Below are 13,582 nucleotides of genomic sequence, written 5' to 3' on the forward strand. Positions count from 1 at the left end.
ACCTGACGATAATATTGGTCTAAATTAACTCAAATGATGATTCAACGCTTCTTCTTTTAAATCTAACTCATGACGTAAGCGATTATAAATATGTTCACTAATATGACGAGATTTACGCAGTTGTTGCAATGCATCACGTTCAACCTTTAATGCACTACGAGATAATTTACGCTCCATACTAAACAAGCGCTTAAGATCAAGAGCACCTTCTTGCACACTATCTTCACTATCAAGGCGACGACTGTAGATCTCTAATAAATGAGAGCCAGCTTCTATGCGTAGCGACATTTCATCTAAGTCTTCGCAAGGTTGATTCATTAATTCATTGATATGTGCAATTGCTGCTTCATTTAAAGCTAAGCGTGTACGAATTTCATCATCTTCATACGGTAAATCTTCTGATAGCCCTTTGGTTAAAATCGGCAATGCAATTGTTGCGATTAATAATGAGCAAAGGATTACCCCCATAGCAATAAAGATAGCCAGATCACGTGTTGGGAAAGGCGAGCCGTCAGTCATCAATAAAGGGAGTGTTAAAATACCAGCTAATGTAATTGCACCTCTCACCCCAGCAGTCGCCATAATTGCCATCAAACGTAAGTCATGACGCGATAAATGCTTATTCGGTGAGCGGAATACCGTTAACCACATTGAGATCCATACCCATGCAAAACGTAGCACAGCAAGGGCTATTGTAATAACAATAATATAACCTAATACAGCCCAAGGATTAGTAGCCCCAGCGGATTGGGTCACTTCAGGTAAAATTTTCCACATTGCCGGAAGTTGTTCACCTAATAAAATAAAGATCATTCCATTAAGCGCAACTTGAACCGTATCCCACACAGCCTTACTTTGCATACGTGTTGCGGCTTGCATACGACCCACAATTTTCTCGTAGTGCATTGCAATACCGGCAACAACAGCAGCAAGAATACCTGACACATGAACATGCTCCGCCAATAAATAAGCAAAAAATGGCATCAGTAAGCTAATCAAGATTTGGATAGCCGGATCTTCACCTGTGCGTCTCACCAAAAACTGATTTAACCGCCCAATAATACCCGCCACAATTAAACCAATTGCTGCCCCGCCTAAAGCCACAACTAAAAACTGTCCTGTGGCTGATACAATAGAAAAAGATCCCGTTAATGCCGCAGCAACCGCAAAGCTAAAACAAACTAAACCTGTTGCGTCATTAAGTAACGATTCCCCTTCTAAAATATGCGTCATACGAGAAGGAAGTGGCGAATTTACAGTCATTGCAGATACTGAAACAGGATCGGTTGGAGACAAAATTGCCGCTAGAGCAAATGCTATCGCAAGCGAAACAGAAGGAATAAGCCAGTGAATAAAAAAGCCCATGCCAATTACGGTGACAACCACTAAACCGATCGCTAACGACATAATCGGTTTAATCTCTTGGAACAACGCCTCTTTAGGAATACGCCATCCATCTAAAAACAGCAATGGAGGGATAAAAAGGAACAAGAAAAGATGTGGATCAAACGCCACCTCAAAACCAAAAATCGACAAACAAGCCCCTACAGCTATTTGGATCAACGGCAGAGGAATTTTTTCTGACAGTAATCGTGAGATAAACACACTCACAATCACGGCAAAAAGAAAGATGAGTACAATTGCGACGACAGACATGGTGAACACCCCAATTTATTTAATATTTTTTAAGCGGTGCAGTAAAAACGATCTGTTGTCTAGTTGTAAAGAAATAAGTTGTTTCTAATTATATAAAAAACAAATTATCTGATAATTCCTAAATCAGAGATGTTAAGCAAAATGACCTAACCATTAACCATATCGTTGATTTTTATTTATCACTGACATAAAAAAACCCGAGCCTAAGCTCGGGTTTTCTTGTAAAACGGTAAGCTGATGAATTACATCATGCCGCCCATTCCACCCATGCCGCCCATACCACCAGCGCCACCTAAATCCATTTTGTCATCTTTAGGTGAATCGGTGATCATCGCTTCTGTTGTGATCATCAGACCTGCGATAGATGCAGCGAATTGCAGTGCAGAACGAGTCACTTTAGTTGGATCTAAGATACCCATATCAATCATATCGCCGTAAGCATCAGTTGCAGCGTTATAACCGTAGTTACCTTCACCTGCTTTCACGTTGTTTACAACAACAGATGGTTCTTCACCTGCGTTAGCAACGATTTGGCGCATTGGAGATTCCATTGCACGTAATGCAACGCGGATACCCACTGTTTGTTCTTCGTTATCGCCAGTCATTTCACGCAGAGCGTTAGCAACACGAACCAGTGCAGTACCACCACCAGCAACAACGCCTTCTTCAACTGCGGCACGAGTTGCATGCAGAGCATCGTCAACACGAGCACGTTTTTCTTTCATTTCAACTTCAGTTGCTGCACCGACTTTAATTACTGCAACACCGCCAGCTAATTTAGCAACGCGTTCTTGTAATTTTTCACGGTCATAATCTGAAGTTGCATCTTCGATTTGTTGACGAATTTGAGCTACACGACCGCTGATTGCGTCTTGGTCACCTAAACCATCAATGATTGTAGTAGTGTCTTTGTTGATAACAACACGTTTTGCTTGACCTAAGTCTTCTAACGTTGCTTTTTCTAACTCCATGCCGATTTCTTCAGAAATAACAGCACCGTTAGTTAACGTTGCGATATCTTGTAACATTGCTTTACGGCGATCACCAAAACCAGGTGCTTTAACCGCAGCAACTTTAACGATACCACGCATGTTGTTCACAACTAAGGTTGCTAGTGCTTCGCCTTCAACATCTTCTGCAATGATAAGCAGAGGTTTGTTAGCTTTAGCAACACCTTCTAAAACAGGTAGTAGTTCACGGATGTTTGATACTTTTTTATCAACTAACAGAATGAATGGGTTTTCTAATTCTGCAGTACCTGTTTCAGGTTTGTTGATGAAGTAAGGAGACAGGTAACCGCGGTCAAACTGCATACCTTCAACAACATCTAGCTCGTCTTCTAAGCCAGTACCTTCTTCAACAGTGATAACACCTTCTTTACCGACTTTGTCCATCGCCTGTGCGATCAGAGTACCAACGGTTTCATCAGAGTTCGCTGAAATGGTACCAACTTGAGCAATTGCTTTAGTATCTGAACATGGAACAGACAGTTTTTTCAGTTCTTCGACAGCAGCAATAACTGCTTTGTCGATACCACGTTTCAGATCCATTGGGTTCATGCCTGCGGCAACTGCTTTTAAGCCTTCGGCAATGATTGATTGTGCTAATACTGTTGCAGTTGTAGTACCATCACCTGCCGCATCATTGGCTTTAGAAGCAACTTCTTTCACCATCTGCGCACCCATGTTCTCGAATTTATCTTCGAGTTCAATTTCGCGTGCTACAGATACACCATCTTTAGTAATAACAGGTGCACCGAAAGATTTATCTAAAACAACGTTACGACCTTTAGGGCCTAAAGTTACTTTAACTGCATCTGCAAGAACATTAACACCACGTAACATTTTATTACGAGCATCTACACCGAATTTGACGTCTTTAGCTGCCATCGTATATTTCCTTTGAATTCGTTCAGTTTAAGAAGATCTTAAAAGAGAAAAATTATTCTTCTACAATTGCTAAAATGTCGCTTTCAGACATGATAAGCACGTCTTCGTTATCAATTTTTTCTGTTTTAACGCCATAACCGTCGTTAAAAATTACGATATCGCCAACTTTAACATCCAGTGGTTTAACGTCGCCGTTTTCCATAATACGGCCTTGACCTACGGCTAAAATTTCGCCACGAGTAGATTTACCCGCCGCTGTGCCAGTAAGGACGATACCGCCTGCTGATTTAGCTTCGACTTCTTTACGTTTAACAATAACACGGTCATGTAATGGACGAATCTTCATTAATAGTGCTCCTATAAAAAAGTCCATATCAGGATTAAGGTTGATACCAGTGCCTAAGATGAACCAGTACCATGACGATACAGGTGGGGGCATCCGGTAAAACTTCAAGGGGAGAAGTGTGTTTTTTTTTCAATTTTCCCCCTTTTTAGTCGATTATGCTTTGGGCTAATTATTTTTTATCAGAAAAATGGTCGTTATTCTGATCTTCACCCTTATTATTCAGTTGGTTACTCGGTGAATCTTCTTTGCGCTGATACTCACCTTCAAAGGTGGCGCCATTTTGACCAGAAGAAAATCCACTTTGTCCATGATTGCCTGAATAAACACGAATACGAGAAATTAATTTTGTCACTAACAGTGCTTGTAATGGTGGCAGTAACAACAGTAAACCTAAGAAGTCCGTAAAGAAACCGGGGATCAACAATAAAATACCCGCCAGTATTAACGAAACGCTTTTCACCATTTCAGCAGCAGGCACTTCACCCACTGCAAGTTTTTGCTGCATTGAAGCAATATTTTTTACGCCCTGATTTTTTACCAATGAGACACCAACACAAGAAGTCAGCACCACAAGGAATAGTGTTGTAAGTACGCCAATCGAAGATGCTACATTGACGAAAATCACAGCTTCTACATAGATAAGAAGACAGATAACAATTAATGGGAGCCAACGCACTTGGTTCTCCTTTTTATAAAAAAAGATTCATATTATTAATAGAAAGGAGTGTGAACTACATCTAAGGTGATGGTTTACGAACTCGCTTTTTCTTAGTTTATCTACATAATAATGGGGAGCCTAACACTCCTTTTCAAGGGGCGTTAAAAAGAGAAGTAGAACTGTAAAATCCATGAGATAGATCACAAAAAGAAAATATTTAGACGTTATTTACGTATAAAGTGATCCAGCTTAAAGGTATTTGTTCACAACCCGAATATGATCGTGTCAGTACCAAGCAAAACGGTAAGTTATATTACATTATTAACCGTTAACGATATATTTTATTAACAAGCGCATAACTAGACAGTTAAAATTTTAATAAGAAGGTTCTCATGTCAAATAAAACTCGTATCGAAGAAGACCTGTTAGGTAAAAGAGAAGTTCCTGCTGATGCTTACTATGGCGTCCACACTTTACGTGCAATTGAAAACTTCTACATCAGTGATCGTACCATCAATGATGTTCCAGAATTCATCCGCGGTATGGTAATGGTGAAAAAAGCCGCTGCATTAGCAAACAAAGAACTTCACACTATTCCTCGTGAAATCGCTGATACGATTATCAAAGCCTGTGACGTAGTATTAGAAACAGGTAAACACATGGATCAATTCCCAGTTGATGTATTCCAAGGCGGTGCAGGTACTTCATTAAATATGAATACCAATGAAGTTATCGCAAACATCGGTCTGGAATTAATGGGCCACCAAAAAGGTGAATACCAATACCTGAACCCGAATGACCACGTCAATAAGAGCCAATCAACAAACGACGCTTATCCTTGTGGTTTCCGTGTAGCGGTTTATAACTCTGTTATCAAATTAACTGAATCTATCGAACTGCTGAAAGCTGGTTTTGATAGAAAAGCAGTTGAGTTCAAAGACATCCTGAAAATGGGTCGTACTCAATTACAAGATGCTGTACCAATGACTTTAGGTCAAGAATTCCATGCTTTCTCTGTACTGATGAAAGAAGAAATCAAAAACCTGAAACGCACTGCTGAGTTACTGTTAGAAATGAACTTAGGTGCAACAGCTATCGGTACTGGTCTGAATACAGCTCCTGGTTACCAAAAACTGTCTGTTGAAAAACTGGCAGAAGTCACTGGTTTAGCTTGTGTTCCAGCAGAAGACTTAATTGAAGCAACTTCTGACTGTGGTGCTTATGTAATGGTTCACGGCGCATTAAAACGCTTAGCTGTGAAAATGTCTAAAATCTGTAATGACTTACGTTTACTGTCCTCTGGTCCTCGTGCTGGTCTGAAAGAAATCAATCTTCCAGAACTACAAGCTGGTTCTTCAATTATGCCAGCTAAAGTAAACCCAGTTATTCCAGAAGTTGTTAACCAAGCTTGCTTTAAAGTTATCGGTAATGACACTTGTGTAACTATGGCGGCTGAAGCAGGTCAATTACAATTAAACGTAATGGAACCAGCAATCGGTCAAGCAATGTTCGAATCAATCTCTCTGTTAAGCAACGCTTGCCGTAACTTAGTAGAAAAATGTGTTGATGGCATCACTGCAAACAAAGAAATCTGTGAACACTTCGTATTTAACTCAATCGGTATCGTTACTTATCTGAACCCATTCATTGGTCACCATAACGGCGACATCGTTGGTAAGATTTGTGCAGAAACTGGTAAGAGTGTACGTGAAGTTGTTTTAGAACGTGGTCTATTAACAGAAGAACAGCTAGACGATATCTTCTCTGTAGAAAACTTGAAAAACCCAGCTTACAAAGCAAAACGCTTCGATGATTAATAATTATGTTTTATAACATAACACTGTTAAACATAAGAATGAGCTCTTAAAAATACAAGGCACGGACTCTTTAGGAGGCGTGCCTTTTTACTTGATTGTAAAAACAAAAATTTAACTTATATTTCTCATTTTTTTAATTATCTCAAGGAGTAAACACTATGTTAGCCGTAGAATTGATTATCGTTCTGCTGGCCATTTTCCTCGGTGCGAGACTTGGGGGAATTGGTATCGGGTTTGCCGGTGGTTTAGGGGTTTTAGTTTTAGCTGCTATCGGTGTTAAACCTGGTTCAATCCCTTTTGATGTTATCTCCATCATTATGGCTGTTATTGCCGCAATCTCTGCGATGCAGGTTGCTGGTGGTTTGGATTACCTTGTTGGGCAAACTGAAAAACTGTTAAGACGTAATCCAAAATACATCACAATTCTTGCGCCAATTGTGACTTATTTCTTAACTCTATTTGCAGGTACAGGGAACATCTCTTTAGCAACACTGCCAGTTATTGCAGAAGTTGCAAAAGAACAAGGCATTAAGCCTTGCCGTCCTTTATCAACAGGTGTTGTTGCAGCTCAAATCGGTATTACTGCATCTCCTATCTCTGCTGCAGTTGTGTACATGGCATCAGTCATGGAAAACCCAGCAATGGTTGGTGAAGGTAACACAGTAAGCTATATCACACTGTTATCTATCTTATTACCAGCAACCTTCCTAGCAATCATCCTGATGTCATTCATCGTATCTTGGGTATTTAACTCAAAACTATCTGATGATGCTGTCTATCGTGAGCGTTTAGAACAAGGTCTGGTTGAGTTACGTGGTAGCCAAGAACGTAGAGAAACATTACCAGGTGCTAAATCATCTGTAATGCTGTTCTTACTGGGTGTTGTCTGTGTTGTTACTTATGCAATCATCAACAGCCCAAGCTTAGGTATCGTGAAAGAACCGTTAATGAACACCACTAACGCTATTCTTATCATCATGCTGAGTGTTGCAACGCTTATCACTGTTTTCTGTAAAGTTAAAACTGATACCATCCTCAACTCAAGTACTTTTAAAGCAGGTATGAGTGCATGTATCTGTATTCTGGGTGTTGCATGGTTAGGTGATACTTTCGTTTCAAGTAACATTGATTGGATCAAACTGACTGCGGGTGATTTGATCACTGGCCATCCTTGGTTATTAGCCGTTATCTTCTTCTTCTGTTCTGCACTGTTATATTCACAAGCAGCAACAGCAAAAGCATTAATGCCAATGGCTTTAGCGCTAGGTGTATCTCCATTAACTGCAATTGCATCTTTCTCTGCGGTTTCTGGTCTGTTCATCCTGCCAACTTACCCAACACTGGTTGCGGCAGTTCAAATGGATGACACAGGTACAACCCGTATCGGTAAATTAGTCTTCAACCACCCATTCTTTATCCCTGGTACAATTGGTGTGGTATTAGCTGTCGGATTTGGTTTCCTCTTCGGCGGTATGATCCTGTAGTTTGAAGTAAAAAATTAAAACATTGCAAAAAAGCGCTTAGCGCTTACAAGAAATAAAAAAACAAGAAAATACCCTGTCGCAAGATGGGGTATTTTCATTTTACCCTGTCGCCTCTTGCTTTCATTTTTAGTTAAAGTCTGCTAATTATGATGTTTTCGCGACAACGTGATTTAAGGAGATTTCCGTGCAACGTGAAGCGTTATTAGACCACGTACTTATCCAGCTAGAGCAATATGGCTTAGCGGCGACTTTACCAGAGCTTCTGCAAGACTCGGGTATTAATGAATCTCAACTTCACCCATTTTGGCCTGATAGAGATGCCTTAATTTTTGATTGTCTTCGCCATCACGGGCAGCAAATTGATATTTGGCAACGCCAAGTTATGCTAGATGAAGAACTGACGATCGAACAAAAGTTACTGGCACGTTATGATCAGCTCACTATACGTTTAGAGAAAAACCGTTTTCCTGGTTGTTTATTCGTTGCAGCATGTAGTGCATACCCTGATGAACACTCTCAAATCCACCAATTAAGCCAACGTCAAAAACAGAGCTCATTTGATTACTCTAGAACGCTACTACGCGAACTTAATATCGAAGACAGTGAGTTAGTTGCTAAACAAATGGAACTCATCTTAGAAGGCTGTTTAAGCCGTTTAATGGTCAATCACCATGCTGATGATATTATTACAGCAAAATTATTGGCAGAGGATATTCTTAAGATTGCTCAATGCCGAAAAAATGGTGCATTAAGTTAGTTATAAGTGCAGGAAAACAAGAAAAACGGTCTATTTTTTCGTTTGTACTCAATTTTTCTCTGCTGAGTAGCAAAAAACAAATTTAATCATCAAAAAAAGAGAAAGTTTTCTCTTCTATATACAAAAAAGTGAATATCTTTACTGATTGTTATTTAAGCATTTTTTACTACAAAATCGCTTATGATGAAAAATTAAACTCAAATAGAATAAAAAGAAAGCAAACGAACTTATTTTTGTATTTTTTATTAAAAAGACGTTGACGCATCCCGCTGAATACGGTTTAATGCGCCTCGTTAGCCCGAATAGCTCAGTCGGTAGAGCAGGGGATTGAAAATCCCCGTGTCCTTGGTTCGATTCCGAGTTCGGGCACCATCTTTAAAAAAACCAGCCTTAGGGCTGGTTTTTTGCTTTTATAGACTAAGCTAGTTGTTGTGATTAACAAATGCACTTCATCACCTTTTTCCTTTTCTACCTACCTCATTCCTATCTATTAGAAAGTAGATCAAAATAAATACAACACTATTAATAATATGCTAGTCCAGATATATTTGCCTCATATGAGAATAAGGAAGGTAGATTATGAAAAATGGAATTGAAGGCTTAATGTTAAAGAATGGGTTCACACCAAAATCTTCATTATTAGAAATAGCCATTCCTAATAATGGTGTTGATTTATCTAAAAGTTTTTTTATCATTATGGGGAAATGACTGGCATTTTGAGCTCTTGAAAGTGAATGATTTAATTCATAAATATATATTTTATCTTCCTTCCCATTTTGACAAAGGTTACCAATAGATTCTTGTGTTGAACACCCTGATGAAATTAACCCTTGTTTTTAATTTTTATTGTCAAATAAATAATGTTTTCCATTTTCAACCCTTTTATCAAGAATTTAATCTAAGTATATTTATACTTGCATAGTATATTTCCTCTAATCGTTCATTAATCAAAATAATAAGGTCACTTTGTATATTTAAATTGATTAATGATTTAATCATTTGAACATTTGAACATTGTATTCAATATTCTGTAAAATTAAATGATGCCTCCCATACAAGGACAAACAAAAATGGAATTTCCCAAAGATCGAGTTTACCATTCAGTCATCTGTGTATTTGCCTTTATAGGCTACTTTTTTTCCTCATTTAGTCTCTTGCTCACCCCAGCCCCTGCTACATTGTTTCAATCGCCTTATATCATCTCATTAATCAGTTTTTTTATTTACCTCCCCTACTGCTTGATTATTTGGGTTGCTTATCAAAAAAAGATTAAATTAATGCCATTAGGCCACCTTCAATGGAGTTCACTGAAAGCCCCTTTTTTAGCCTTATTGGGATTATATTTTATTAGTTTATTTTTAGGCTCTGAAGATGATTCATGGGTTACAGAAATCGAATCTATTACAGGTTTTGCCTTCTTCTTATTTGCACTCTCAGTTATCTTTATTGCTCCCATTACTGAAGAAGTCATTTTTAGAGGTTTTCTACTAAATGCAGGCATGTGGTATGGCAATATAGGAAAATGGATTGCCATTATTATCTCTTCACTTCTATTTGCCGCTATGCATACTCAATATGAGTCAATTACTACATTTATCCTTATTTTTGTTGTGGGTGTTGTGTTTTGCCAAATCAGAATAGGGACTCGTTCATTAATCGCGCCGATAGTGATGCATGGAATACACAATACAATTAGTATCGTTTTTTTAATGTTATAGAGTTTTTATTTAATAAATTTATATTTTTTATAATAAAACACTTATTCACTTTATAAGAAATGATATGTAATAGATGAAAATGTTTTTATTATTATTTTAGAGAATGATCTGATTTTATACGCAATAATACCGAATATTATTCATCACTATCTAAATAAGTTATATTAACTTCCATAAAAATAAAATGAAAAAATAAATATAGAATGTGATTATAACTACATGCTTTTTCAGCGTATTAAAGTATGATAAGCGATATTAATATGACAAGGATATTACCATCTTCTTAAATTAAGAGAACTCTATATGAATTTGTTTTTCCAAAATAGCCTAGCTTTTCCTAGTATTATTTTTAGTGCATTACTTATTATTATCTCTTTTTATTGGCTTTGTGCTGCTTTTGGATTATTAGATATTGATTTATTTAATATTGATAGTGAATTAGATGTTGATGTAACAGGTTTCGCAGGCTGGTTAACAAAATTAGGGTTAGCGGGTATCCCAGTTACGATTATTTTAACCTTCTTTACCCTTATAGGCTGGTTTATCAGTTACTTTACTAACTATTGGATTATCAGCGCTATTGAAACAGATTTTATTTATTATTTAGTTGGCTTTATTGCATTAATCATTATCTCTTTTATTTCTCTTAATCTTACTGCGGTATGTTTAAAACCCATTCGTAAAAAGCTCATATCACGTAATAAGCCTAAATCAGTACACCAATTGATAGGCAAATTAGCCATAGTACGATCAGCAAATGTCGCGGAAAACAAAGGTGAAGCCCTTTTAGAAGATGGGGGTGCAGGTTTAATTTTACAAATTAGAGCACCAGAACACGAGAATATTAAACGAGGAGACAACGTTATTATTATTAGTTATGACGCGTCTACTCACAGTTATCAAGTCGTAACGGAAGATGAATTTCATCGCTGATATCCACATTCGATGAAATGTAATTAAGTTAATAAACAAATACGATTAAAAAATGACGGCATCGTCTGAACCTATGGAGAAAAAAGTATGGATTTGGCTTTCGTTATGCCTTTCTTAACTATTGTTGGCTTCGCAATTCTAATTATTTTAGGGTTATTTGGATTATTTAAAGCTTTCTATATAAAAGTGCCTCAAGGTACAGCCTTAATAGTCAATGACATGACCTCACAACCTAAAGTCCATTTTACAGGTGCGCTGGTTTATCCAGTTATCTACAAAAAAGAGTTTATGCGTATTTCTCTTTTAACGTTAGAGGTTGATCGTCGTGGTAAAGATGGTTTGATTTGCCAAGATAACTTACGTGCTGATATTACCGTTGCATTTTATTTACGTGTAAATGAAACCACTGAAGACGTATTAAAAGTCGCAAAAGCCATTGGTGTTGATAGAGCGTCTGATCATCAAGCAGTCAGCACTCTATTTAGTGCTAAATTCTCAGAAGCATTAAAAACAGTAGGTAAACAGTTTGAACTGTCGAAACTTTTTGAAGATAGACAGAATTTCCGTGATCGTATTGTTGATGTTATTGGTAAAGATCTTAATGGTTATGCATTAGAAGACGTTGCTATCGACTATTTAGAACAAACACCAAAATCTGCACTTGATCCTAACAATATTTTTGACTCTGAAGGTATCCGAAAAATCACGGAAATTACCGCTATTCATAATATTGAAACTAACCAAAAAGAGCGTGATCAAGAACTTGCTATTCAAAAGAAAAACGTGGAAACCCGAGAAGCAAGTCTGGCCTTAGAACGCCAACAAGCCGATGCAGAAGCACGCCAAAAACGTGAAATCGATAATATTCGTGCTCGTGAAACATCAGAAACCCTGCGTGTACAAGAAGAAGAGCGCTTAAAAGCAGAACAAGCTCGTATTCAGACTCAACAAGAGATTGAAATTCGTGAAGAAAACCGTATGCGTGAAGTGGAAGTTGCACAACAAAATCGTACTCGTGCAGTCACCATTGAACAAGAACGAGTTAATCGTGCTCGTGAATTAGAAATTGTTGCTCGCGAACGCGAAGTTGAGTTGCAACGTATTGAGAAAGAAAAAGCGTTAGAAGAAGAACGCAAAAATATCTCAAATGTTATCCGTGAACGTGTCGCCGTAGAAAAAACGGTTGCTCAAGAAGAAGAACGTATTAAAGAAGTACGCGAAGTTTCAGAAGCTGAACGTATGCGTCAAGTCACCATCATAAATGCACAAGCAGAAGCAGAAGAGTCTTTAGTCCGCCAAGTGAAAAGAGCCGAAGCTGATGAATCTAGTGCTAAACATAAAGCTGAAGAAATCAGCACGATGGCGAAAGCTGAATTAGAAGCCTCGGTAAAACAATCAGAAGCGAAAAAACGTTTAGCAGAAGGTATTGAAGCTGAGCATGCAGCATTAGGTCTTGCCGAAGCTCGAGTGCGCCAAGCAACCGCAGAAGCCGAAGAGAAGGAAGGCCTTGTATTGGCTAACATCACTGCTGAAAAACTATTAGCAGAAGCACGGGGCATGAAAGAAAAAGGCTTAACTGAAGCGCAAGTGATGGAAGCAAAAGCACAAGCCCAGCAACAACAAGGCCTTGCAGAAGCAAAAATCTTAGAAGAGAAATTAGCCGCTCAAGCGCGTGGTGAAGAACAACAAGCCAATGCAAAAGAGAAATTAGGCCTTGCTGATGCGAAAATTCTTGAAGAGAAACTCGCAGCACAGGCGCGTGGTGAAGGCCAATTAGGTTCAGCACAAGCTGAAGTTATTCGTCAACGCTTAAAAGCTGAAGCTGATGGTTTAACAGATAAATTCAAATCTATGGATCACCTCAGTGATACGGCGCGTTCACATGAAGAATTCCGTATGAGTCTTGAAAAACAATTTGAACAAGCAATGGCATCTATTGAAGCCAACAAAGAAATTGCACGCGAACAAGCCGATGTATTGGCAGCTGCACTGAGCAAAACCAATATTGAAATTGTGGGCGGTGATGGCAACTTCTTTAATACCTTCTCTAAGGCATTAAGCTTAGGTAAAGCGGTAGATGGTTTTATGGATAAAAGCAGTTTTGCCAAAGAGAACGTTGAAAAACTGATTAACCGCACTCAACAAGATAAAAAACTCGATATTGCTTCTTTATTAAAAAATCCGGAAGTCCAAGATTTAATTAATGGATTTATGGCAACAAAAAGTGCCAATCCACTGATTAAAGATGTGACAACTAAATCAGGCTCCTCTAAAGAAGAATAATGTTATTTAGAGGGCGAAAGGCATAGAGATATCTCTATGTC

At 38.1% G+C, this 13,582-nt stretch carries 10 protein-coding genes, 1 tRNA gene and 1 pseudogene; 7 read left to right on the forward strand and 5 right to left on the reverse strand.

The features are described 5' to 3' along the window. Positions 1 to 24 precede the first annotated feature (24 nt). The 4 genes from GTH24_RS17555 to GTH24_RS17570 form a co-directional block, all read right to left on the reverse strand. The gene (locus GTH24_RS17555; RefSeq protein WP_164526763.1) at positions 25 to 1,656 is read right to left on the reverse strand and encodes a Na+/H+ antiporter; all 1,632 of its coding nucleotides are present in this window, start codon (positions 1,654 to 1,656) and stop codon (positions 25 to 27) included. 242 nt (positions 1,657 to 1,898) lie between these two features. Then, positions 1,899 to 3,545 (reverse strand): chaperonin GroEL, encoded by a 1,647-nt coding sequence (gene groL, locus GTH24_RS17560; RefSeq protein WP_072069052.1) that lies wholly within the window; start codon positions 3,543 to 3,545, stop codon positions 1,899 to 1,901. A 52-nt stretch (positions 3,546 to 3,597) separates the two neighbouring features. Continuing rightward, a complete protein-coding gene (locus GTH24_RS17565; RefSeq protein ID WP_036914050.1) occupies positions 3,598 to 3,891 on the reverse strand; it encodes a co-chaperone GroES in 294 nt (97 codons plus the stop codon). Positions 3,892 to 4,060: 169 nt separating this feature from the next. Then, entirely contained in the window at positions 4,061 to 4,567 is a 507-nt protein-coding gene (locus tag GTH24_RS17570) for an FxsA family protein (RefSeq protein WP_072069054.1), read from the reverse strand. A gap of 374 nt (positions 4,568 to 4,941) precedes the next feature. Between GTH24_RS17570 and aspA the strand changes: the two genes are divergently transcribed. The 4 genes from aspA (at position 4,942) to GTH24_RS17590 (ending at position 8,979) form a co-directional block, all read left to right on the forward strand. Beyond that, positions 4,942 to 6,366: an aspartate ammonia-lyase gene (gene aspA, locus GTH24_RS17575; RefSeq protein ID WP_072069056.1), complete on the forward strand. Its 1,425-nt coding sequence runs from the start codon at positions 4,942 to 4,944 to the stop codon at positions 6,364 to 6,366. 158 nt (positions 6,367 to 6,524) lie between these two features. Continuing rightward, a complete protein-coding gene (locus GTH24_RS17580; protein ID WP_072069058.1) occupies positions 6,525 to 7,850 on the forward strand; it encodes an anaerobic C4-dicarboxylate transporter in 1,326 nt (441 codons plus the stop codon). A 184-nt stretch (positions 7,851 to 8,034) separates the two neighbouring features. After that, the gene (gene dicD / locus GTH24_RS17585; protein WP_072069059.1) at positions 8,035 to 8,607 is read left to right on the forward strand and encodes a division control transcriptional repressor DicD; all 573 of its coding nucleotides are present in this window, start codon (positions 8,035 to 8,037) and stop codon (positions 8,605 to 8,607) included. Between the two features lie 296 nt (positions 8,608 to 8,903). After that, positions 8,904 to 8,979 (forward strand) — tRNA-Phe (locus GTH24_RS17590). Positions 8,980 to 9,239: 260 nt separating this feature from the next. On the opposite strand, the pseudogene tssD reads toward GTH24_RS17590, so the two are convergent. Further along, positions 9,240 to 9,478 (reverse strand): annotated as a pseudogene (gene tssD, locus GTH24_RS17595) (type VI secretion system tube protein TssD); the annotation flags it as partial. A 199-nt stretch (positions 9,479 to 9,677) separates the two neighbouring features. On the opposite strand from tssD, the gene GTH24_RS17600 reads away from it, so the two are divergent. The 3 genes from GTH24_RS17600 to GTH24_RS17610 all read left to right on the forward strand — a co-directional run bounded on the left by GTH24_RS17600 (position 9,678) and on the right by GTH24_RS17610 (position 13,541). Next, positions 9,678 to 10,325, forward strand: coding sequence for a CPBP family intramembrane glutamic endopeptidase (locus GTH24_RS17600; protein WP_164526764.1), 648 nt, complete (start codon positions 9,678 to 9,680; stop codon positions 10,323 to 10,325). Between the two features lie 303 nt (positions 10,326 to 10,628). After that, positions 10,629 to 11,258 carry an OB-fold-containig protein gene (locus GTH24_RS17605; RefSeq protein WP_072069062.1) on the forward strand — a complete coding sequence of 210 codons (630 nt, stop codon included), beginning with the start codon at positions 10,629 to 10,631 and terminating at the stop codon, positions 11,256 to 11,258. 87 nt (positions 11,259 to 11,345) lie between these two features. Then, positions 11,346 to 13,541 (forward strand): flotillin family protein, encoded by a 2,196-nt coding sequence (locus tag GTH24_RS17610; protein ID WP_072069063.1) that lies wholly within the window; start codon positions 11,346 to 11,348, stop codon positions 13,539 to 13,541. The last annotated feature ends 41 nt before the right edge of the window (positions 13,542 to 13,582 follow it).

This window comes from Proteus vulgaris (assembly GCF_011045815.1).
GTDB lineage: Bacteria > Pseudomonadota > Gammaproteobacteria > Enterobacterales > Enterobacteriaceae > Proteus > Proteus vulgaris_B.

Bases quoted from the DNA above. Each gene is read 5' to 3' on its own strand.
- GTH24_RS17555 (WP_164526763.1), bottom strand. From the start codon at position 1,656: ATGTCTGTCGTCGCAATTGTACTCATCTTTCTTTTTGCCGTGATTGTG.
- groL (WP_072069052.1), bottom strand. From the start codon at position 3,545: ATGGCAGCTAAAGACGTCAAATTCGGTGTAGATGCTCGTAATAAAATG.
- GTH24_RS17565 (WP_036914050.1), bottom strand. From the start codon at position 3,891: ATGAAGATTCGTCCATTACATGACCGTGTTATTGTTAAACGTAAAGAA.
- aspA (WP_072069056.1), top strand. From the start codon at position 4,942: ATGTCAAATAAAACTCGTATCGAAGAAGACCTGTTAGGTAAAAGAGAA.
- GTH24_RS17580 (WP_072069058.1), top strand. From the start codon at position 6,525: ATGTTAGCCGTAGAATTGATTATCGTTCTGCTGGCCATTTTCCTCGGT.
- GTH24_RS17600 (WP_164526764.1), top strand. From the start codon at position 9,678: ATGGAATTTCCCAAAGATCGAGTTTACCATTCAGTCATCTGTGTATTT.
- GTH24_RS17605 (WP_072069062.1), top strand. From the start codon at position 10,629: ATGAATTTGTTTTTCCAAAATAGCCTAGCTTTTCCTAGTATTATTTTT.
- GTH24_RS17610 (WP_072069063.1), top strand. From the start codon at position 11,346: ATGGATTTGGCTTTCGTTATGCCTTTCTTAACTATTGTTGGCTTCGCA.